The 19,810-nt window shown below is 56.2% G+C and carries 22 protein-coding genes and 1 pseudogene; 5 read left to right on the forward strand and 18 right to left on the reverse strand.

Features of this window, described 5'->3' with window-relative positions:
• The 5 genes from napG (at position 1) to HP572_RS10885 (ending at position 3,324) form a co-directional block, all read left to right on the forward strand.
• Positions 1–693: a ferredoxin-type protein NapG gene (gene napG, locus HP572_RS10865; protein WP_371745316.1), complete on the forward strand. Its 693-nt coding sequence runs from the start codon at positions 1–3 to the stop codon at positions 691–693.
• Complete coding sequence (gene napH, locus HP572_RS10870) at positions 680–1,543, forward strand: quinol dehydrogenase ferredoxin subunit NapH (RefSeq protein ID WP_240585623.1); 864 nt, start codon at positions 680–682, stop codon at positions 1,541–1,543. The genes napG and napH overlap by 14 nt, the downstream gene beginning before the upstream one ends.
• Complete coding sequence (gene napB / locus HP572_RS10875; RefSeq protein WP_040032202.1) at positions 1,540–1,992, forward strand: nitrate reductase cytochrome c-type subunit; 453 nt, start codon at positions 1,540–1,542, stop codon at positions 1,990–1,992. The genes napH and napB overlap by 4 nt, the downstream gene beginning before the upstream one ends.
• A gap of 8 nt (positions 1,993–2,000) precedes the next feature.
• Positions 2,001–2,603, forward strand: coding sequence for a cytochrome c-type protein NapC (gene napC / locus HP572_RS10880; RefSeq protein ID WP_040032204.1), 603 nt, complete (start codon positions 2,001–2,003; stop codon positions 2,601–2,603).
• A gap of 367 nt (positions 2,604–2,970) precedes the next feature.
• Complete coding sequence (locus tag HP572_RS10885) at positions 2,971–3,324, forward strand: hypothetical protein (protein WP_240585624.1); 354 nt, start codon at positions 2,971–2,973, stop codon at positions 3,322–3,324.
• A gap of 17 nt (positions 3,325–3,341) precedes the next feature.
• Here HP572_RS10885 and ccmI read toward each other — a convergent pair whose 3' ends face one another.
• From ccmI to HP572_RS10975, 18 genes and pseudogenes are all read right to left on the reverse strand, one after another.
• On the reverse strand, positions 3,342–4,211 hold the full coding sequence (gene ccmI / locus HP572_RS10890) for a c-type cytochrome biogenesis protein CcmI (protein WP_240585625.1): 870 nt from the start codon (positions 4,209–4,211) through the stop codon (positions 3,342–3,344).
• Complete coding sequence (locus HP572_RS10895; protein ID WP_205554414.1) at positions 4,208–4,666, reverse strand: cytochrome c-type biogenesis protein; 459 nt, start codon at positions 4,664–4,666, stop codon at positions 4,208–4,210. Before HP572_RS10895 ends, ccmI begins: the two co-directional genes overlap by 4 nt.
• Positions 4,663–5,220 (reverse strand): DsbE family thiol:disulfide interchange protein, encoded by a 558-nt coding sequence (locus tag HP572_RS10900; RefSeq protein ID WP_205554416.1) that lies wholly within the window; start codon positions 5,218–5,220, stop codon positions 4,663–4,665. Before HP572_RS10900 ends, HP572_RS10895 begins: the two co-directional genes overlap by 4 nt.
• Complete coding sequence (locus HP572_RS10905) at positions 5,217–7,172, reverse strand: heme lyase CcmF/NrfE family subunit (RefSeq protein ID WP_040032211.1); 1,956 nt, start codon at positions 7,170–7,172, stop codon at positions 5,217–5,219. Before HP572_RS10905 ends, HP572_RS10900 begins: the two co-directional genes overlap by 4 nt.
• A complete protein-coding gene (ccmE, locus tag HP572_RS10910) occupies positions 7,169–7,651 on the reverse strand; it encodes a cytochrome c maturation protein CcmE (protein WP_240585626.1) in 483 nt (160 codons plus the stop codon). Before ccmE ends, HP572_RS10905 begins: the two co-directional genes overlap by 4 nt.
• Entirely contained in the window at positions 7,648–7,869 is a 222-nt protein-coding gene (gene ccmD / locus HP572_RS10915) for a heme exporter protein CcmD (RefSeq protein WP_205554431.1), read from the reverse strand. Before ccmD ends, ccmE begins: the two co-directional genes overlap by 4 nt.
• Positions 7,866–8,606 (reverse strand): heme ABC transporter permease, encoded by a 741-nt coding sequence (locus HP572_RS10920; RefSeq protein WP_095701931.1) that lies wholly within the window; start codon positions 8,604–8,606, stop codon positions 7,866–7,868. The genes ccmD and HP572_RS10920 overlap by 4 nt, the downstream gene beginning before the upstream one ends.
• A gap of 67 nt (positions 8,607–8,673) precedes the next feature.
• Entirely contained in the window at positions 8,674–9,330 is a 657-nt protein-coding gene (gene ccmB, locus HP572_RS10925) for a heme exporter protein CcmB (RefSeq protein WP_010276475.1), read from the reverse strand.
• On the reverse strand, positions 9,318–9,950 hold the full coding sequence (gene ccmA, locus HP572_RS10930; protein WP_240585627.1) for a cytochrome c biogenesis heme-transporting ATPase CcmA: 633 nt from the start codon (positions 9,948–9,950) through the stop codon (positions 9,318–9,320). The genes ccmB and ccmA overlap by 13 nt, the downstream gene beginning before the upstream one ends.
• A gap of 189 nt (positions 9,951–10,139) precedes the next feature.
• Positions 10,140–11,000 (reverse strand): heme lyase NrfEFG subunit NrfG, encoded by an 861-nt coding sequence (gene nrfG / locus HP572_RS10935; protein WP_240585628.1) that lies wholly within the window; start codon positions 10,998–11,000, stop codon positions 10,140–10,142.
• The gene (gene nrfF, locus HP572_RS10940) at positions 10,997–11,398 is read right to left on the reverse strand and encodes a heme lyase NrfEFG subunit NrfF (RefSeq protein ID WP_240585629.1); all 402 of its coding nucleotides are present in this window, start codon (positions 11,396–11,398) and stop codon (positions 10,997–10,999) included. The genes nrfG and nrfF overlap by 4 nt, the downstream gene beginning before the upstream one ends.
• Complete coding sequence (locus HP572_RS10945; protein ID WP_240585630.1) at positions 11,391–13,265, reverse strand: heme lyase CcmF/NrfE family subunit; 1,875 nt, start codon at positions 13,263–13,265, stop codon at positions 11,391–11,393. The genes nrfF and HP572_RS10945 overlap by 8 nt, the downstream gene beginning before the upstream one ends.
• 21 nt (positions 13,266–13,286) lie before the next feature.
• Positions 13,287–14,249 (reverse strand): cytochrome c nitrite reductase subunit NrfD, encoded by a 963-nt coding sequence (nrfD, locus tag HP572_RS10950; protein WP_240585631.1) that lies wholly within the window; start codon positions 14,247–14,249, stop codon positions 13,287–13,289.
• Positions 14,246–14,917, reverse strand: a complete 672-nt coding sequence (nrfC, locus tag HP572_RS10955) for a cytochrome c nitrite reductase Fe-S protein (protein WP_205554441.1) — start codon at positions 14,915–14,917, stop codon at positions 14,246–14,248. Before nrfC ends, nrfD begins: the two co-directional genes overlap by 4 nt.
• A pseudogene (nrfB, locus tag HP572_RS10960) lies at positions 14,914–15,485 on the reverse strand (cytochrome c nitrite reductase pentaheme subunit). Before nrfB ends, nrfC begins: the two are co-directional and overlap by 4 nt.
• A 48-nt stretch (positions 15,486–15,533) precedes the next feature.
• On the reverse strand, positions 15,534–16,907 hold the full coding sequence (gene nrfA / locus HP572_RS10965; protein ID WP_240585743.1) for an ammonia-forming nitrite reductase cytochrome c552 subunit: 1,374 nt from the start codon (positions 16,905–16,907) through the stop codon (positions 15,534–15,536).
• A gap of 501 nt (positions 16,908–17,408) precedes the next feature.
• Positions 17,409–18,422: a nucleoside hydrolase gene (locus tag HP572_RS10970; RefSeq protein ID WP_240585632.1), complete on the reverse strand. Its 1,014-nt coding sequence runs from the start codon at positions 18,420–18,422 to the stop codon at positions 17,409–17,411.
• 111 nt (positions 18,423–18,533) lie between these two features.
• Positions 18,534–19,718, reverse strand: a complete 1,185-nt coding sequence (locus HP572_RS10975) for an esterase family protein (protein ID WP_240585744.1) — start codon at positions 19,716–19,718, stop codon at positions 18,534–18,536.
• Positions 19,719–19,810: the final 92 nt, after the last annotated feature.

Consider the following 19,810-nt stretch of genomic DNA (forward strand, 5'->3'; position numbering starts at 1 on the left):
ATGGCACGCCCGGAGAATTCATCACCCGCTCGCCGTCGCTTTCTGCGTGACGCCGTCCGCGCCGTTGCGGGTTTATCCGCCGCGGTGACGGTTCTCGGCATTCAGCAACGGCGCGCCCAGGCCGACGTACTCCGGCTGCGGCCGCCGGGTGCGCTGTCTGAAGCGGCATTTTCCGGTGCCTGCATACGCTGTGGCCAATGTGTTCAGGCCTGCCCGTACGACACGCTGAAGCTGGCAACGCTGGTCTCCGGTTCCGCAGCCGGTAGCCCTTACTTTGTCGCGCGCGATATCCCGTGCGAGATGTGTGAGGACATACCCTGCGTGGTCGCCTGCCCCAACGGGGCGTTACAGCCGCTGGACGCTATCGATGACGCCCGCATGGGATTAGCGGTGCTGCTCGATCAGGAGAACTGCCTGAATTATCAGGGGTTACGCTGCGATGTGTGCTATCGCGTCTGTCCCCTCATCGATAGCGCCATCACATTGGAGCCAGAGCGCAATACCCGCACCGGAAAACATGCCCGTTTTTTGCCTACGGTGCATAGCGATGTCTGTACCGGCTGCGGCAAATGTGAAAAAGCCTGCGTGCTGGAACAGCCCGCGATCAAGGTTTTGCCGCGCGCGCTGGCAAAAGGCGAACTCGGACATCACTACCGTTTCAGTTGGCTGGAGGCACGCGATGGCAAATCGTAAACAAGACGCCGGGCGAGAAGCCCGGGCGAAAAAAGGCTGGTGGCGCAGTCACCGCTGGCTGGTCTTACGCCGTCTAACCCAGTCACTAGTGCTGCTCATGTTCCTCAGCGGTCCGCTCTTCGGATTTTGGATCCTGCACGGTAACTACAGCGCCAGCCGCTTGCTCGACACCGTGCCGCTCAGCGATCCGCTGATGGTACTGCAAAGTCTGGCTAGCGGCCATCTGCCCGCCACGCTCGCGCTGATCGGTGCGCTGATTATTGCGCTGAGCTATGCGCTGGCAGGCAAGCGCCTGTTCTGTAGCTGGGTCTGCCCGGTTAATCCGCTCACCGATTTAGCCGCCTGGCTGCGTCGTCGTTTCGGCATTACTGCCTCGGCGACGATCCCCCGCAATCTACGCTATCTGCTGCTGATCCTCATTCTGGCAGGGAGTGCGCTGACGGGCGGGCTGCTGTGGGAATGGGTCAACCCGGTTTCACTGATGGGTCGCGGGCTGATTTTCGGGTTTGGTGCAGGTATCTGGCTGCTGCTGGCGCTATTTCTGTTTGATTTGTGGGTCGTGGAACACGGCTGGTGCGGACACCTTTGTCCAACCGGCGCGCTGTATGGTGCGCTTGGCGGTAAAGGCGCCCTGGTTGTGGATGCCACTGAGCGTGAACGCTGTACGCGCTGTATGGACTGCTTTCATGTCTGTCCGGAACCACAGGTGCTGCGCGCCCCCTTGCTCGATAAACACAGTCCGGCACAGGTCACTGACCGAGACTGCATAACATGCGGACGTTGTATTGATGTCTGCGCTGAAGACGTTTTTAAAATAACCCTTAGATGGAAATCGGGAGCAAAGTCATGAAAAGCCTGAGAATGGGATGGTTTCGCTGGATCACCGCCCTGACAATAATGGGCAGTACAATAATAGGCAGTGCAATCGCTACTGCACAGGTCGATTTAAGCCAATCGCCAGAAGTCGCCGCGACACAGCCGGGAAATAGCCGGATGCCGAAGCAGCAGGAGCGTATGGCGCTCAACTATGTCAACCAGCCACCGATGATCCCGCATAGCGTGGATGGCTATCAGGTCACCCCGACCTTTAACCGTTGCCTACAGTGTCACGGCGTAGAGAGCTATCGTTCCACCAGCGCCCCCCGCGTCAGCCCGACCCATTTTGTCGACAGAGACGGCAAAGTGCTGAGCAATGTCGCCCCTGCGCGCCATTTCTGTCTGCAATGCCACGTACCGCAAGCGGACAGTTCGCCGATTACCGGTAATACGTTCACCCCTTCTAAAGGCTTTGGTCAGTGAGGTTTGCTATGAAACAACCAGGAAAAGTGGGACGGTTGTTGCGCCAGCTGTGGCAATGGTGGCGCCGCCCGAGTCGGTTGGCGCTGGGAACGTTGCTCCTTATCGGCTTCGCGGGCGGTATTTTCTTTCTGGCAACATCCCAGAAAGGCATGGAGATGAGCAACAGCGAGGCGTTCTGCATCAGCTGTCATGAAATGCGCAATACCGTTTATCAGGAATATATGGAAACCGCGCACTACAGCAACCGCAGCGGCGTGCGCGCCACCTGCCCGGATTGCCACGTGCCGCATGAATTTGTGCCGAAAATGGTGCGTAAGATTCAGGCCAGCAAAGAGCTGTACGGCAAGATAATGGGCACGATTGATACGCCACAAAAATTTGAAGCCCACCGGCTGACGATGGCGCAGAGCGAATGGCGGCGCATGAAAAATAACAATTCTCAGGAATGCCGCAACTGTCACAACTTTGACTATATGGACTTCTCAGGGCAAAAAACCGTCGCGGCGGAGAAACACAGCGAAGCGATAAAACTCGGTCAAACCTGTATCGATTGCCACAAAGGCATCGCCCACAAACTGCCGGACATGCACGGCGTCAAAAGCGGGCTATAACCCGCGCCTCGAAGTAACGGGACGGCGTCTGCCGTCCTATCGTTGCTGACAAAGTCCGTCGAGCGGTAGTAACGGATAGATCGTAAAGACGCTGTAAATACATCCATGTACGCTCGGCTTGCGCCATCCCTGGCGCAAACGCTTTACTCTTCTATTCCGTTACTACCGTTTTCATTCGGAAAATAGGCTTGTCAACGGTATAAGGACGGCATCCCCTTCAGCATGAAGGCCGTCCACAGCAATCCTCCGTGCAGGCGGAGGAATCCATTCACAAATAAAGATGTGCTACGTTCAGCCTTTTGATTTTATGGGGTTGCCTCGCGTAAAAAAATCGCGCAGAGGTGTACATGACCGCCGGATGAGCGGCATGGACGCCGCGAAAGTCTGCGCCGCGTCGGACAAAAACGTCAACGACGTTTTTGAACAGCACTTGTGCTGGCCCGTAGGGCGAGTCCCGTTTATGGGACGAGTATCTGCGTCGCAGGCGGTCCGAACAGCGGGCATGAACACCGACGGCACCGCGAAGCGGCGCAATTTACCGCAAAAAGCCAGGGGTCGCGGGGCGACGGCAACTGAGCCGCCCCGCGTCGGGCGCGTGCGACGCGAGTTGCAGAAAAAAACCGTGGGTAATGCGCACGAAACCTTCGTCGTAACAATAGAAACAGCAAGCACCGTAACAACAGAAACAACAAAGGGCGATATATCGCCCTTCCACTATTGATGATGAAGAAAAAAGACCTACTTCCCCGTGACAGCCTGAACCGACAGTGACGCTTTGGCCTGTGCCACGCTGCGCTCGATGACCGCTCGGCGCGTGTCGTTTTGCGGTAGCAGTTTCAGCATCATTTGCCAGGCATCAATCGCATCCTGATAGCGCTGGGCTTCATAAGCGTTGAAAGCCAGCAGGCTCAGCACGCGCACATTGGTCGAGCCGGAATTCATCAGCTCACGTAGCATGTCACCACCACGCTGGCTATCACGCGGGTCGGTGGATCGGGACAGCAGATCGGCATAATCCAGCGCCAAATCCGTATTTTTCGGATCGAGCTGGAACGCCTTGGCAAACGCCTGTACGGACATGTCGTAGTTATTCAGTAAGCCCGCAATGCGCCCCAGCATCCACCAGTCTTGTGGATTGTCCGGCTGGGCTTCCAATTGGCTACGCAATCCCAAACCGAGACGTGCGACCTCTTCAATGGTCAGCGGTTCGGCATCAGGATCCAACGCTCGCTTCATCAGGTCCGGCGTTAACGCCACAACCTGCTGCAATTCCTGCACGCGATTAACCGCCGAGGTTTTCCAAAACACGCCGAGGCTGACGATGATCAGCAGCAGTACGCCCGGCAGTAAAACCCAGCGGTTTAGCGGGCGCTGTTGTGCCTTCGCGCCGCCGGGAATATCCTGCAATAGCGTATGCTGGAGTTCCTCAACCAGTTGAGCTCGTTCCTGCTCATTGGCAACATCCGTAGTAAGCTCACGCAGACGGTCGCGATACAGCGCCTGATTGATCGCATCACGATCGTATTCGCCCCGTGACGACCACGGCGCAAGCAGCAGCGCTGAAAGCGCCATCAGCGATAGCACAATGGTTGCGGTCAGTAGCATCATTCCGATTTCTCCTCACGTCCCAACAGCGTCTGCAAACGCTTTTTATCCTGTTCGCTCATCGGTTCTTTGGCGTTTCTGATACGGCGTGCGCGCTGAATAATCATCCACGCGCCCGCGGCCAGAAACAGCGCAGGCAGCAGCCATAGCAGGAGGGTAAACGGCGTGATCGGCGGTTCATACGTCACAAAGTAGCCGTAACGATCCACCATATAATCGACAACCTGCTCTTTCGTTTGCCCCTGCTGCATCAGTTCGTACACTTTCTGCCGCATATCCGAAGCAATCATCGAGTTGGAATCGGCAATGCTGTTGTTCTGGCATTTCGGGCAGCGCAACTGCATCGTTAACTCACGGAACTGCTGCTCCTGCGTGTCGTTGTCAAAACGCAAGACCTCGGAGGACGCCAGCACGCTGAACGACAGCAGCAATGCGCCAAGGAAACTCAGCACTCTCATGCGCCGCCCTCCTTGCTGTATTTCTCCCACAGCGGTTGCAGCGTTTCTTGCCACACCTGCATATTGAGATCGCCCGCATGGCGATAGCGAATGATGCCTTTCCCGTCGATCAGGAACGTTTCCGGCGCGCCATACACGCCCAAATCCAGCCCCAGCATGCCGTCGCCATCAAATAAGCTCATCGCATAGGGGTTGCCCAGCGTCTTCAACCACTCAACCGCTTTGGGGCGTTCATCTTTATAATTCATGCCCACGACGCGGATCCCCTGCGCCGCCAGCGTGTTGAGAAACTGGTGCTCGGCGCGGCACGTCGGGCACCAGGTCGCCCAGACGTTCAGCAGCAGCGGCTTGCCATCGCTCAGTTCAGATTGGTTATAAACCTTTCCCGGCTGATCCAGTGATTCAAGACGAAATTCGGGAATCGGTTTACCAATCAGGGCCGACTCCAGCCGCATCGGATCGTCGCCGTCGCTGTTGCGCACCAACTGCCACAACAAGGCAACGGCCAGCAGTAAAAACAGCGCGAGCGGGATTAACAAGATCTTGCGGCTCATGATGCTGTCTCCCGAACAGCGCGACGCAGGCGATAGCGCGGGTCAAACATGCACAGGATGCCGCCTAACGCCATCAGTCCCCCGCCATACCAAATCCAGCGGACAAAGGGTTTGTAATACAGCCGCACCGCCCAGCTACCGTCATCCAGCTTTTCCCCCAAAGCTGCGTAAAGATCGCGCGTCACCCCCGCATCAATGGCGGCTTCCGTCATGATCGCGCCGCTGGTGTTGTAGAAGCGTTTTTCCGCTTTCAACGTCGCTTCTGGTTTGCCGTTGTGCGTCACTTCAATCGTCCCTTTCGCGCTTTGCCAGTTCGGCCCCACGACATCACGCACGCCTTGAAACGTAAAACGGTAATCGTGGATCGCGATGCTGTCGCCGGCCCGCATCCGTACATCCCGCTCAACGCTATAATTCTGGCTGAAGGCGATCCCGACCACCGTCACCGCCAGACCAATATGGCCGCACACCATGCCCCACTGGCTCAGTGAGAGTGTGGTCAAACCACGCAGCAGACCATGACGACGGGTGGAACTGGTATGCAGCTCGTACACCGTTAAGAAGAACACCCACAGCGCCATCGACAGGCCAACCACCGTCATGGCAACAATGGAATCCTGGAACAGCCACGGCAACAGCAGTGACAACGCGGCGGTCACGGCCAGCGCAATCAGCAGCAGCTTACGTAGCTTTTGCGGCTCGTCACGCCGCCAGCGAACCAGCGGCCCCACGCCCAGCAGTAAGGCAAACGGTGCCATTAACAGGGTGAACATGGTGTTGAAGAACGGTGCGCCAATCGAGATACTGCCCAAGCCCAGCTGTTTATGCACCAGCGGCAGCAGCGTTCCCAGCAGCACCACGAGTGTGGCCGCCATCAGGATCAGGTTATTGCCGAGCAGGAAAGTCTCACGCGACCAGAGTGAGTTCGTGACCCGCGCCCGTACCCGGTTGCCTTTGATGGCAAACAGCAGCAAAGAACCGCCGATGACAATGACCAGAAACGCGAGAATGAACATGCCGCGCGCCGGATCGGAAGCAAACGCGTGCACCGATACCAGTACACCGGAACGTACCAAAAACGTTCCCAGCAGACAGAGCGAGAACGCGCCGATGGCCAGCAACACCGTCCAGGCCTTGAAGCTGCCCCGCTTTTCGGTGACCGACAGCGAGTGCAGCAGCGCCGTGCCCACCAGCCACGGCATCAATGACGCATTCTCTACCGGATCCCAGAACCACCAGCCGCCCCAGCCAAGCTCGTAATACGCCCAGCCCGAACCGAGCACGATACCCAACGTCAGAAATGACCACGCCGCCTGTGTCCACGGTCGGGACCAGCGAGCCCATGCGCTGTCCAGTCGTTCTGCCAGCAGCGAGGCGACCGCAAACGCAAACGCTACGGAGAACCCGACATAGCCCATGTATAGCAATGGCGGGTGGAAGATTAACCCGACATCCTGCAACAGCGGATTGAGATCGCGCCCGTCAATCGGGTAGTCCGGCAGCGTACGCGTAAAGGGATTCGACGTCAGGATGATGAACAGCAAGAAGCCGACATTAATCATCCCCATGACGGCCAGCACGCGGGCGACCGCATCCAGCGACATCCCGCGGCTGAATACTGCCACCGCGAAGGTCCAGCCGCTCATCAACAGCACCCAGAGCAGCAGCGATCCTTCATGTGCGCCCCACGCCGCCGCCACCCGATACCATACCGGTAACGCGCGGTTCGAGTTGTTGGCTACATAGAGAACGGTGAAATCATTGATCACCAGCGCATGCACCAACACGAGGAAAGACGCCAAAATGCATGCAAACAGCGCCCAGGCAAGCGGACGCGCCAGCGCCATCAGACGAGTATCCTGACGCGACGCGCCCCACAGCGGATACACGCTGAGCAACAGCGCGACGCCCAGCGCCAAACAGAGCAAATAATTGCCCACTTCAGGCATCATAACCGTTTACCCTCTGTGGCCACTGCCGATGCATGACCGTTTTGTCCTTCCATCGCCGCTTTGATTTCCGGTGGCGTGTAGTTTTCATCATGTCGGGCAAGCACTTCTTTCGCCATAATATGGTCGTCGGTATCCAGAATGCCCTGCGCCACCACCCCTTGCCCCTCGCGGAACAGATCCGGCAGCATCCCGTTATAGGTCACATCCACGGAACCCTGCGCATCATAAACGGTGAAGCGGACTTCCAGACTTTGGCTGTCGCGGCGTACGCTGCCCGGCATTACCATGCCGCCGACGCGCAGACGCTGCCCGATCGCCGGTTTTTCCTGCGTTTCGTTTTTGCCGTAAAGAATTTCGCTGGGCGTATAAAAGAGATCGATATTTGAGCTCAACGCATAGAGCGTCAGCGCGATCGTCAACACCGCGCCGCAAATGACGGCCAGAATGGCATAGAGGCGAGTTTTACGCGGGGCACTCATTGCGCCACCTCCATCGTTTCCGACTGGCGAGCCGTATTCTTGCGCTGCTCGCGCGCCTGTTGGCGGCGGATATCATTCAGCAATGCGCGACGATTCAAGAGGGTATGACCGACCAACGCGCTCAGCGGTAACAGCGTGAGCACCACGGCCAGCCAGACGTAAAAGGCATAGCCGCCCATCGCAAAGAAATCCTGCCAGCTTGTGAAAGCGATGTTCATCGGGCTATTCCTCCTTTATTAAGCAGTGCAGCCACCCAAGGTGCGCGGCGCTGCTGTACCAGTATCAAGTTACGCAATCGCATCAGTGACAACGTCACGAACAAGCTCATAAATCCTAACATCATGATTCGCAGCGGGAGACGCATGGCGGGATCGATCGTTTTCTGCATTTTTGTCGATCCCTGATGCAGGGTATTCCACCACTCGACCGAGAAATGGATGATGGGTAAATTCACCACGCCCACCAACACCAGAATGGCCGCCGCACGACCGGCAAGACGACGATCGTCAAACGCGTTGTAGAGCGCGATGATGCCCACATATAGAAACAGCAGAACGAGTTCCGACGTTAGACGCGCATCCCAGACCCACCAGGTTCCCCACATCGGTTTCCCCCAGGTGGCGCCCGTCGTTAACGCAATAAAGGTAAACACCGCGCCGACCGGTGCCATCGCCGCCACGGCAAGCTCCGCCGTTTTTGACTGCCGAATTATCCCGACAAGCGCACATATCGCCATCACGGCATAGACGCCCATCGACCAAACAGCCGCCGGCACGTGCACGTACATGATGCGATACCCCTGCCCCTGCTGATAATCAGCGGGCGCAAAGCCAAACCCCAGCAGGCAACCGCCGATCAACAGCGCCGCGCTAAGCAGGGCAAACCAGGGGATAAGCCTGCCGCAAAGGCCATAAAGGCGATCCGGCTGCGTAAGCTGATAGTTCTTTTTCAACATAACGTGTGCTCACTCTGCGTAAAACTCATCCCAACGGGACGATGAAGGCGATCCTGAGATCGGAAAATTACTGTATGCTCACCCGCAACGCCGCCGCCGTGGCAAACGGGCTCAGGGTGGCGCTGCCCGCCAGAAAGGCACCGAGGATCGCCAGATACCCGCCCACCGGCAGTTGCATCATGGCGGCCTCGACCGCCGCCGTCGCAAAAATCAACAGCGGTATGGTTAGCGGCAAGACCAGCAGGCTTAACAGCACGCCGCTGCGGCGCAGCCCGACCGTTAATCCCGCCCCAATGGCTCCCAGAAAACTGAGCGTGGGCGTACAGAGCAACAGCGTTAGCGCCATCACCCGCCAGCCGTGGCTGTCCAGCCCAAACAGAAGCGCCGCCAGCGGAGAAAGCAGTAACAGCGGCAGCCCACTGACCATCCAATGCACCACCACTTTCGCCAACACCACTAACGGCAGCGGCAACGGCAGCAGCGTCAACTGTTCCAGTGAACCGTCCTGATAGTCATCACGGAAAAGACGATCCATCCCCAGCAGCGAAGCGAGCAACGCCGCCACCCACACCACGCCCGGTGCCACGCGCATCAATAGCTGCGGCTCTGGTCCAATAGCCAGCGGGAACAAAATGATGACGATCAGGAAGAACCACAGGGGATTGAGAATTTCCGCGTTATTGCGCAACGCGACGCGCAGTTCTCGGGCAATCAGACGCCGCATGATGGGGTTCCCTCACTCGGTGTCAGTTGGATACAGCGAATGCCCTGAGCGAACGGACGCAGCGGCTGATGGGTGGTTAAAATGATGATGCCGCCGCGCGCAATATGGTGTTCCATACGCTGCGTCAGCATTTCGACGCCCGCCACGTCAAGCGCGGTCAGCGGTTCATCCAGAATCCACAGCGGAACATCGGTGAGCCACAAACGCGCCAGCGCGACGCGACGCTGTTGTCCCGCCGAAAGACGCGCCACAGGCACGTCTTCATACCCTGCCAGCCCGACGGCGGCCAGCGCCTGCCAGAGTGCATCCTGCTGCTGTTGCGGATAGAAAAAGCGCAGGTTCTCTTCACCGGTCAGGACACTCTTGATGCCCGGCTGATGGCCTAGCCACAGAAGCTGCTTATTAAACTGCTCGCGCATACGGTTGATGCGTTGCCCTTGCCAGCAGATTTCCCCCGATTCAGGCGTCGCCAGACCGCTTAAAATGCGCAACAGCGACGTTTTGCCCACCCCGTTGGCACCCGCAATCTGCACCATTTCTCCCGCGCTAGCCGTAAACGACAACGCGCTGAACAGCACATGCTCATCGCGTATGCAAACCACATCGCGCGCTTCTAACATCGGGGTGTACTCCTACTTTCTTAGTGGCTATAGAATAACATGGTGCCCGTACTCCCCCTCTTGGGGACCCTAACCATAAAGAGTTAATCTTTTTTATTGAGATCAATAAACTCGGCGATTCTAGTTATTCTCGTCATTATGACGGTGTCAAAAGTCGTGCTTGCCCTCTGACTCAAGGGGTATCACGCATTACTTCTGACTATTCTTCAGCAGCGTTGCCGTGTTGATCGCTTCGATCAACTGGACGCGATTAACCCGCGGGCTGTACGTATCCAGCAAGCGCTGCCAAATCGTAATCGCGCGTGCATAGTCCGCTTTCAGGAACGCGTCAGACGCCAGCAGCATCAGCGCCGTCACTTCATTGGCATCCAGCGCCAACGCTTTATCGACCATCTCTTGCATCGGGGGCGTGACGGCCTGACCTGCCTGGTAATACAGCACCGTTGCCAGTGCCGAATACAGTTCCGCGCTGTCGCCCTTCAGCGCAATCGCCTGCCGGTAAGCGCGCAGCGCGTTGTCGTAGGCGTTACGGTAAAGATAATATTCACCCAGCTCAGCCCAGAGGACGCTGTTGCCCGGCGTTTTACGAATGTTGTCCTGCAAGGCAGCAAGCTGTTTTTCCTGCTGTTGCGCATCGCTAAAATCGTGTAGCGGATCGGCAAGCCGCTGGCGTTCCGCCTGAACCAGCGCAGCACGCGGACTTAGCATGTAGAACGTCGCACTGCTCAACAGGATAGCGATGAGCGGGACCACAACCGCGATGGCAGGCAGCGGGTGCTGCGCGGAAGAAGGGGATGAGGCTAACGGCAGATCGTGGGACAGTTCTCGACCCAGCATCTTTGCCTCATGCTCGGACAGATGCTTCCCTGCCTGTTCACACTGAAAATGCCAGATGCGTTCCGCCAAACGCGGCAGATTGTCATCCCCCTCCGGCTTGCGCAGGGGCAATAGCGGCCATAACAGTCCGGCAGCCAGAACGACAACCGCGATGGCGACAAACACCATGCTTAATAAATTCAGCTCCAATAGGTTCACGCTTAACAGGCTCATGGGCGCCCCCCTCGGTTCTGTCGCCGCATCACTCGCCACGCGATAACCGCAATCGCTAACAGTAGAAACAGCGGCGTGAGCCAAAGGATGCCGGTTTGCATTTTCATCGGCGGGTTGTACTGAACAAAATCACCATAGCGCTGGTTCATAAACGCCATAATTTCTGACTTGTCCTTGCCCTGTTTCACCATGGAAAAGACCTCATGGCGCATGCTGACCGCCACAGGCGAATTCGATTCCAGCAGGCTTTGGTTCTGACATTGCGGGCAGCGCAGTTCGCCAGCAATCGCCATCGCGACCTGACGCTGTGCCTGACTGGAAAACGCCCAGGTATCGACCACCTGAGCCTGAACAGAAAAAGCCAGCAGCATGAAAAGGAGCGCAATGTATTTAGTCATAGGCCCTTCTCCCTCTGAACCACCCCAGCAGTGCGCCCGCGACCATCAGCAGGCCGCCGCCCCACACCCAGCGGACGCCGGTTTGCACATAGAAACGCATCGCATAGCGGTTTTCGCCGGTTTTCTCTCCCATCACGGCATACCATTCTCTGATCGGCCCCCAGGCAATGCCCGGCTCAACCATCTGTTGTTTGCGTGCGTTGTAGTAACGGCGTTCCGGCATGACCTGAGCGATCGGTGAGTCGCCACGATAAATCGCAATCACGGCCTGCTCCGCGGTGTAGTTCTGTGCCGCCACTAACTCCAGCTGTAAAAATCGAAAATGGTAGTCGCCCAGCGTGACCTGTTCTCCCCGCCCCACATTGGCGCTGATTTCCTGTTTGCTGCCCGCAGAGAACACAATCCCCAAGGCAAATAGCGCCACGCCCGTATGCGCCAGCAGTGCAGGAAGTTGATGGCGTATCGCCGACAGCGGCTGTAACCACTGCGCAGCCATAGCCCAGCCGATCAACCCCGCAGCCAGTGCGACAGCGTACCCATACGGCCATAAGACCAGAGCGGTAATAATGCCGACGGCCAGCGTCATGCCTACACGCCGGACAGGCCATCGCGTGCTACGTTTCCAGTAGCCTCCCGCGGCGACCCCGATGAGCAGCAGCATCAGGCCACCGAAGGGCAAGAGCACGCGGTTAAAATAGGGTGCGCCGACAGAGATTTTCCCCCAGCCCGCCAGCCCATAAATCATTGGGTAAAGCGTGCCGAGCAGTACCACCAGTGCGACGGCGCTGAATAGTAGCAGCACCAGCAGTATCGCTATTTCCCGCGACCAGCCGGAGAAGCGAGCAGCAGAGCGAACAAGCTGAGCACGCCAGCCATAAACCGCCAGCGCCGCCATACTCAAGCAGGCAAACAGGATAAATAGAGGCACCGCGCGGTCGTGTTCGAGCGCGAAGGCATGGACGGAAACCAGTATCCCGGAGCGCACAATCAGTGTGCCCAGCAGACATAAAATGAACGTCAGCAGCGCCAATATCAACGACCAATGACGGAAGATGCCGCGCATGCGGGTGACAGACAGACTGTGCAGTAACGCGCTGGCCGTTAACCACGGGAGCAGCGAGGCGTTCTCTACCGGATCCCAGAACCACCATCCTCCCCAGCCCAGCTCGTTATAGGCCCACCACGATCCGAGGATGATCCCCAGCGTTAGCAGGCTCCAGGCGGGCAGCGTCCAGCGCCAGCAGATCCAGGCAGTTGGCGCAGTAAACTCACCGTGAATCAGGGCGGCTAACGCCAGCGCCGCACTCACGGTTAATCCGCCATAGCCCAGATAGAGCAACGGTGGATGGAGGATGAGGCCAATGTGTTGCAGCATGGGGTTAAGATCCCTCCCCGCCACCGCGGGCGGGAAGAGACGCACAAAGGGATCGGAGAAAAATACAATGAACACCAGCATCGCGGTCGCGATCGCGGCCAGCATCGCCAGCGTCAGAGGAAACAGATCGCTCGTCGCCTTGCGATAGCGGCAGGCAAACGCAGCGCTCCAGCCGGTTAAACATAACAACCACAGCAGCAGCGATCCTTCATGCCCGCCCCAGACTGCCGCAATTTTCAGCCCCAGCGGTAAATCACGATGGCTATGCTGGGCGACATAGTTAACAGAGAAATCATCCTGTACCACGCTCAGCGTCAGCGCGATAAACGCAAACAGCACCAGGCCAAACAGTACCAACGTCCAGCACCGCGCCAGCCGGTAAGTGCCCGACCAGCGCAGGGAGTAGCCTGAAAATGTCAGCAACGCCGTTGCCACACCGACGCAAACCGCCAGCGACAGTGCGACATACCCAAATTCTGGCAATAACAACATCAACAGGCCTTTTGCTGGGAATTAGACAACGGTTAACTGCCCCGCATAGAGAATAAAGAAGCGCAGTAACAAGACGCCCACCAGACTCAGACCGCACACCGCCAGCACGCCATAAGGTGAATGCTGTCGGCTAGCCCATGACTTGAGCAGCAAGGGAATAACCAATCCAATCCCTACCACACCCAGCCAGAACCACACGGCCCAGAATCCCCCGCCCACGGCGGCCACCAGCGCCCGCTGCTTCCCATCGTCCCCTAAAGCAAGGCCGATAAAGAACGCAAACAGTAAGAAGATCTCTAACCACACGACGGGCGTTTCGACACGGTGTACAAAGTGCGCTTCTTCGCTATGCGGATTGCGACGATAGCGGCAGGCCATGGCGATCAGCGCCACCGCCGCGCCGGAGGACACCCCCGAAAACAGGAATAAAGCCGGTAAGATCGGGTTATTCAGCAGCGGATAGGTCTTCAACGCGGAGAGTAAAAATCCGGTGTAAGCCCCTAACATCACCGCCAGCAGCAACATCACGATATCCAGTGATTTCTGCATCGGTGCCAGCCAGCCGAGCACCTTGGGAAGTATGACCAGCTTCGGCAACCAGCGCTGTTGCAGCACGATAACCTGCTCGCTGAAAATGTTGACCAACCAGACCGCCAGCGCCGCCATATAGACCTGAAACAGCATGACCCCAACCGACATCACCGAGGTAAAGCTGTAATGGAACATGAGCTTCCAAAACGTCCAGGGGCGCGTCAGGTGGAAGATCAGAATCAGCAATCCCAAAATGATGGTGCACGGCGCAAGAATCAGCGTGGTGCGCATTAGCGTACTGTCTGCGGTTGCCTGCTCGGGGTGGTAGCGCCGCAGTAAGGCTGACAGCGTCACCAGCCCCGCAGAAATGCCCACCAAAAACAGGTAAATCGCAATCGGCCAGTCCCAGACTAATGAAGCAAAATGGAATGCGCTTGAAGACACGGGCGTCATTGATGAACCTCCCCGTATTTAAACGGTACGCGATAGACCTTAGGACGAGTGCCGAGCGCGATTTTGTAGCGATACGTCGGCTGTTGACGAAGCAGGCGGGAAATCTCGCTGTCAGGATCGTCAAGGTTGCCGAACGTCAGCGCGTTAGTCGGACAAGACAGCACACAGGCGGGCAGTTTTCCGGCTTTCAGGTTGGTCTTGCGGCAAAAATCGCACTTATCCGCCGTTTTCGTCTCCGGATGAATAAAGCGCACCTGATAAGGACAGGCAGCAAGACAATATTGGCACCCTACGCACAGATCGGGGTTCACATCCACAATGCCGCTTGCCGCATCGCGATACGACGCCCCGGTAGGGCACACGTCAACACAAGGTGCATGATCGCAGTGCTGGCAGGAGTGACGGAAAAAACGGTATTTCACGTCTGGGAAAGTCCCAATCGGTTCGCTGCGAATGATCGTCAGACGCGACACACCTTCCGGCACCTGATTGACTTCCCGACAGGCATCCATACACGCCGTACAGCCGATACAGAGCGATTCATCGTGGATCATGCCGTAGCGGACGCCGTTGATATTCAGCGTCTGTGCGACGACCTGCCCCGCCGTACTGGTGATGGCAATCAGCCCGCCCATACGGGCAAGAAATTGACGACGAGAGCAACTCATGGCTGCCTCTTATTACCCAGATGAACTGAGGCTGGGTTGAAATCGGGGTTATTACGCTGATCGCTATGGCAATCCTTACACACAGTTTGATACGACTCTTGTCGTTCAGCGTCTGCATACTATCCTGCGTAGGGTGCAGTTGGTGACAACTGGCACAGGCTACTTTCGCGACGTGTACATCGTGTGGCCAAAACGATTTCTGCAACTGTTCCGGCGTATGGCATGACATACAGACGCTGTTTTGCTCTTCCACCTTATACATCGGGAAGTTAAAGCGCATGACATCTCTAACGCCTTCGCGGTGCATCGGCGACGGCTTGCCGTGACAGTTTGTGCAGGTCAGCTGCTGCTGATTATGCGGGTTGACGGCGGAGGCATGCTTGCCATTCATGCCATCCTCTTCCGGTTTATGGCACTGTAGACAAGCCTCATCGGGATTGCGCTGCGGCATGACCTCCCAGCGATCTCCTTTTTCCGCCTGAGGTGCGGGCTGCGTCAGCCCTGGCAATGCCCAAAGCAGGCCTGATACCAGCACCCCGGCAGTCAATAACGAACGTAATACGCTCATATCCACTCCACTTTATGATCGCCCGCGTCCACGGGCGATGAGGGGTTATTAGTTCAGTCGTCCCGCTTTACGCGCTTGCTCATCCCACTGCGGCACTACCGTATTCAGGAAATCCTGTTTTTCGGCTTTGATTTGCTGCATGTTGAGCCCAATCGCCTGCTGCGCTTTCTCTTTCGTCGAGATATCCGGCAGCTTGATTTCCCCTGTCACCCCTTTTTGGGCCAACAGACGCACCAGTTTGGTTCTCGCTTCGGCGGATTTACTCAGAGAGGTGCCGAGCATCCGTAAGCCTTCATCCGGCGCATGCATGTGAATACCGTGAGAGGCAACCGCCAGATCCCAGCGCCATTGCGCATGGCGGATATCCATCAGAATCGGCTGCATTTCTGCTTCGGTTGCACCGGCATCCCAGGCCGCTTTCGCCTCAAAGTGCGCGTGAACCAGCTGCTCTTCCGCTTTCAGTTTTAAGTCCTGAATGGCCGTTTTGCGCTCCGCAACAACCGCCTGCATCGCCGCTTTATCCTGCGTGTGGCAATTGGTACAGGTTTCGCCGTAATTGTCGAAAGGGTTACCAATCTTGTGATCGGTATACAATTTGCCGTCCGCATTTTTCACTTTCGGCATATGGCAGTCGATACAGGTCACGTTGTTTTTACCGTGAATACCAATGCTCCAGGTTTCATATTCTGGATGTTGGGCTTTCAGCATCGGTGCGCGAGAAAGGGAGTTGGTCCAGTCGGAGAAGGAAATGGCGTCATAGTATTTTTCCATGTCTTCGACTTTCGTGCCGTTATCCCATGGAAATTTCACCGCTTTGTCTTTACCAGAGAAATAGTACTCAACGTGGCATTGTCCACAGACCATAGACTGCTGACCGAAACGACTGGTTTGATCAAACGGTTTGCCAATTGATTCCATTGCGCGCTCGGCGTAAGGACGGGATAGCGTCAGCGCCGGTTTGCCCTGAGCGAAATCTGGAGACGCAGTATCATGGCAGTCCGCACAGCCGAGATCGTTAGCAATCTCCGGCCCGCCTCGTGCCCATTTGCCTTTGAAGTAGCCGTCTTCGCCTTCCTGTTGAATCAAGCGTGCGACATCCGGGCTTTTACAACTCCAGCACGCCATCGGCAGAGGGCCGTCTTCCGCCGTCTTCGGTGCGCCGGTACGCAGCGTCTCACGCACGTCCGTTAACGCATACGCGTGACCGCGCGGTTTGTTGTAGTCTCTGGAAAAAGGGTAACCCGCCCAAAGGATCACCATCATGGGGTCTTCTGCCAGCGCATCATGACGTTCAGACTGTTCAGTGGTCGCTTTCCACGAGTTGAACTGATCGGGGTGTTGATTAATGAAGACGGAGTTTCTTGCTTCTATTGGGGCGGGTGGTGGTGACGCCGGAGCATCAGCGGAATAGGCTGGCATCATGAGAAAAAGGCTGGCTACCATGCCCCACAGATAGGAGATTGACGTGCTTATCCTGACCATGCGTTTGTGTCCAATTTAAGCCGCCTACCGGCGGTCATTTTAGTTATCCATTTGACAGAAACCACAACAACTGTCGTGACATTACTCGCCCTATGAATAGCAAAAAGATGCATTCAAAATATTGTTTTCGATCAAAGGTAAAGAAAAGTAATGAATCGTATCGAAAGTTATATGAAGCGTATCTCAGTCATGGAGAGTGGACATCACCAGATGAGACGAGGGACTTAAACGTTGATGATTTTAAATTAAGCACTTAAAAACTGGGTACTTACGTATCAAGGTAGGTGGCTTGAACTCTGGGATGAGGTGTCCGTGTCGGCCGTTCATCCCAGAGTATTTGCTGATAAAGCGCGGCGTTTTGCCTGATAGAAAAAGTTCAGAAGCTCAATAAGTGGGGCTTAAGTAAAAAATGTTGCCCCAGAGTCTGCCCTTCCGGGATGTTTATTTCCCTTGACCATAGGCCAACGCCAGTTTGGCGTAGAAATCTTCCAGCGTGAAGCGGGCATCAACGGCGTTATACACTCGAATCTGGCGCAAATTTTTCTGAGGCGCATAGGTCAGATCGTCATTTAACTGCGGTGCATTAACCAACGTGTAGTGATATTCGTGGTCATCCAACAGCAGCGAAACCGCAGGGTTATCACCCAAGACCCAGACTTCACTTTTCGGCCACGGAACATCCTTGATGGTTTCGGAAATCGCACGATTAAACTCGATCAGCTGTTGCCACAGGTACTCCCCGACTTTCCCCTGCGGCTTCACACGCACGGCAAGCTCAGACAGCGAGACGCGTACGGACATATAGACATTATGCGGCACCTGCCACAAAGGCACCTGAGACTTGAATACGCTGTTCGCCGCGACCGGATCGTTGAACATATTGTATTCCCAGCCCCCTTTAGGATAAGGCATGCCGCCAATCCACACTACCGTCATTTTGCTGGCGATCTTTGGTTCAGCCTGCAATGCGGCAGCGATATCCGTAATCGGCCCCATGACTAACACAAACAGCGGATGCGAGTCCTCTTTTAACGCTTCCTTGATCAGCATTTGCGCCCCTTCACTCAACGCAGGTGCGCCACCGTCGGCTTTCAGCGCGTGCGTCGCACCGCGATAGATGGGAATATCCGTTTTTCCCATCACGTTCATCAGGCGCTGGAGCTCGTGGTAGCTTTCCATCATGCTGTTTTCACCATCACGCTTCATCAATGGCGCGGTACGAGAGTAATGGGCAGCAATCAACCCTTTCACCTGCATCGTCGGCGTCAGAACCGCATGGGCAACGGCAAAGTCATCGTCAGCCTCGTTTTTCGCATCGGCGCTGATAATGACGCGAATCTGCTTATGGTCGGCCACGTCAAAAGGGGAATGTTGAGCCTGCACGCTGAACGCACTGAGGAAAGGCAATACCACGATCAACATGGCAAAACGGGAAAAGTATCTGCGAATAGACATGATTATCCTTAACGCTAACGGTGCTTGGCCGTCGTTAAGATGGCAGCCCGGCGATTCAGGCAGCCATCAGAGAAGCGGGCATGCAACGACGCAGCCCGCAGCATGAAGACGCTATTTAAAAAGCTTCTGAACAAACTCGCTGTAGGCTGGTCGCCAGACATCCATTTCATGACCAAGGTCGGGATAATGGCGGTAATCAAACCGGATATTCTTCTGTTCCAGGATGGTTTTCAGGCCCGCAATATCCTTACCCGTAATGTTGTCGGTCTCGCCAATCACTACAGTAAAGTTCTTCAGTTGCTGGTTAATCTGCTCCGGTCGTTCAAGCTGTGCCGCAACGGCCGTGTTCGGCACCGTTTCTGTGGTCACGCCGCTAAACGTTGCCAGCCAGCCGAAATGATCCAAGTGGCTCATGCCGGATACCAATGCCTGATAGCCGCCCTGCGACAGCCCGGCCAGCGCCCTGCCGTTTGCATCCTGACGGACGTTAAAGCGTTTGCCGATCTCGGGGATGATGTCATGAATGAGTTCCCTGTCCGCCGCTAACGCATTGCGCGGATAGAACACTTTACGGCGCTCCTGAGGTGGATATTCTTCCGGGATAATGCCGGGAACGTCCGTTTCCGTATCAGGAATAACGACCAGCATTGGCTCAATCTTTTTCTCTGCCAGCAGGTTATCCATCATCTGCGGTATCCGCCCCTGCACCACAGCCGATGCGCCCGTGTCGCCAAAGCCATGATAGAAGTACAGCACCGGCAGCAGTTTTGACGATTCGCTATAGCCCGGCGGCGTCCAGACATATACCTGACGCTCTGATTTCAAGGCTTTCGAATGATAGGTCAGCGTTCTCAGCTCACCGTGTGGCACCTGACGCACGTCCAGAATGCTCCCCGGCACCAGAATCAGGCTGGTATTCACCTGACGCTGTGGCTTGGTAAACGCCGTGCCGGTATCGATGGTGCGAAAACCATCCACGCTGAAGAAATATTCATACAGGTTCGGTGCCAGCGCGGGCGTTTTGAAAGACCATACGCCAGAGTCATCTTTCGTCATCGCATGGGACACGATTTTATCAGGCGTCGAACCGGTAAAAACACTGACCTGCTTCGCTGTTGGCGCAAATAGGCGGAAAGTAATGCTGCTATCGGCATTCACCGCTGTGACGTATTGGCTCACAGGGACGGTTGCCGCGGGCATAACCGGGAAATCGGCAGGTAATGCAGACGCATTGACAGAAACACCCGCCAATACACCCAGAGCCAATAATGATAAAGATATTTTCTTCATGTTCATTTGCATAATTCCATCCCGAATATCACGTAATCGAGTCTGTTTTTGCTAAATGTAGCGGCACCGCCGAAGCGATGCCGATGTGGTGACAGCGA

The organism is Pectobacterium sp. PL64, from assembly GCF_022477975.1.
In the GTDB taxonomy this organism is placed as follows: Bacteria; Pseudomonadota; Gammaproteobacteria; order Enterobacterales; family Enterobacteriaceae; genus Pectobacterium; species Pectobacterium jejuense.

What these genes read in the sequence shown, in the direction of transcription:
- napC (WP_040032204.1), top strand. Translation starts at nt 2,001, where the DNA reads ATGAAACAACCAGGAAAAGTGGGACGGTTGTTGCGCCAGCTGTGGCAA.
- nrfD (WP_240585631.1), bottom strand. Translation starts at nt 14,249, where the DNA reads ATGACGCCCGTGTCTTCAAGCGCATTCCATTTTGCTTCATTAGTCTGG.
- HP572_RS10895 (WP_205554414.1), bottom strand. Translation starts at nt 4,666, where the DNA reads ATGAGAGTGCTGAGTTTCCTTGGCGCATTGCTGCTGTCGTTCAGCGTG.
- ccmD (WP_205554431.1), bottom strand. Translation starts at nt 7,869, where the DNA reads ATGAACATCGCTTTCACAAGCTGGCAGGATTTCTTTGCGATGGGCGGC.
- HP572_RS10900 (WP_205554416.1), bottom strand. Translation starts at nt 5,220, where the DNA reads ATGAGCCGCAAGATCTTGTTAATCCCGCTCGCGCTGTTTTTACTGCTG.
- nrfA (WP_240585743.1), bottom strand. Translation starts at nt 16,907, where the DNA reads ATGATGCCAGCCTATTCCGCTGATGCTCCGGCGTCACCACCACCCGCC.
- HP572_RS10970 (WP_240585632.1), bottom strand. Translation starts at nt 18,422, where the DNA reads ATGTCTATTCGCAGATACTTTTCCCGTTTTGCCATGTTGATCGTGGTA.
- nrfG (WP_240585628.1), bottom strand. Translation starts at nt 11,000, where the DNA reads ATGAGCCTGTTAAGCGTGAACCTATTGGAGCTGAATTTATTAAGCATG.
- napB (WP_040032202.1), top strand. Translation starts at nt 1,540, where the DNA reads ATGAAAAGCCTGAGAATGGGATGGTTTCGCTGGATCACCGCCCTGACA.
- HP572_RS10920 (WP_095701931.1), bottom strand. Translation starts at nt 8,606, where the DNA reads ATGTTGAAAAAGAACTATCAGCTTACGCAGCCGGATCGCCTTTATGGC.
- HP572_RS10885 (WP_240585624.1), top strand. Translation starts at nt 2,971, where the DNA reads ATGGACGCCGCGAAAGTCTGCGCCGCGTCGGACAAAAACGTCAACGAC.
- nrfF (WP_240585629.1), bottom strand. Translation starts at nt 11,398, where the DNA reads ATGACTAAATACATTGCGCTCCTTTTCATGCTGCTGGCTTTTTCTGTT.
- ccmE (WP_240585626.1), bottom strand. Translation starts at nt 7,651, where the DNA reads ATGAGTGCCCCGCGTAAAACTCGCCTCTATGCCATTCTGGCCGTCATT.
- ccmI (WP_240585625.1), bottom strand. Translation starts at nt 4,211, where the DNA reads ATGATGCTACTGACCGCAACCATTGTGCTATCGCTGATGGCGCTTTCA.
- ccmA (WP_240585627.1), bottom strand. Translation starts at nt 9,950, where the DNA reads ATGTTAGAAGCGCGCGATGTGGTTTGCATACGCGATGAGCATGTGCTG.
- HP572_RS10905 (WP_040032211.1), bottom strand. Translation starts at nt 7,172, where the DNA reads ATGATGCCTGAAGTGGGCAATTATTTGCTCTGTTTGGCGCTGGGCGTC.
- napG (WP_371745316.1), top strand. Translation starts at nt 1, where the DNA reads ATGGCACGCCCGGAGAATTCATCACCCGCTCGCCGTCGCTTTCTGCGT.
- napH (WP_240585623.1), top strand. Translation starts at nt 680, where the DNA reads ATGGCAAATCGTAAACAAGACGCCGGGCGAGAAGCCCGGGCGAAAAAA.
- ccmB (WP_010276475.1), bottom strand. Translation starts at nt 9,330, where the DNA reads ATGCGGCGTCTGATTGCCCGAGAACTGCGCGTCGCGTTGCGCAATAAC.
- nrfC (WP_205554441.1), bottom strand. Translation starts at nt 14,917, where the DNA reads ATGAGTTGCTCTCGTCGTCAATTTCTTGCCCGTATGGGCGGGCTGATT.
- HP572_RS10975 (WP_240585744.1), bottom strand. Translation starts at nt 19,718, where the DNA reads ATGAACATGAAGAAAATATCTTTATCATTATTGGCTCTGGGTGTATTG.
- HP572_RS10945 (WP_240585630.1), bottom strand. Translation starts at nt 13,265, where the DNA reads ATGTTGTTATTGCCAGAATTTGGGTATGTCGCACTGTCGCTGGCGGTT.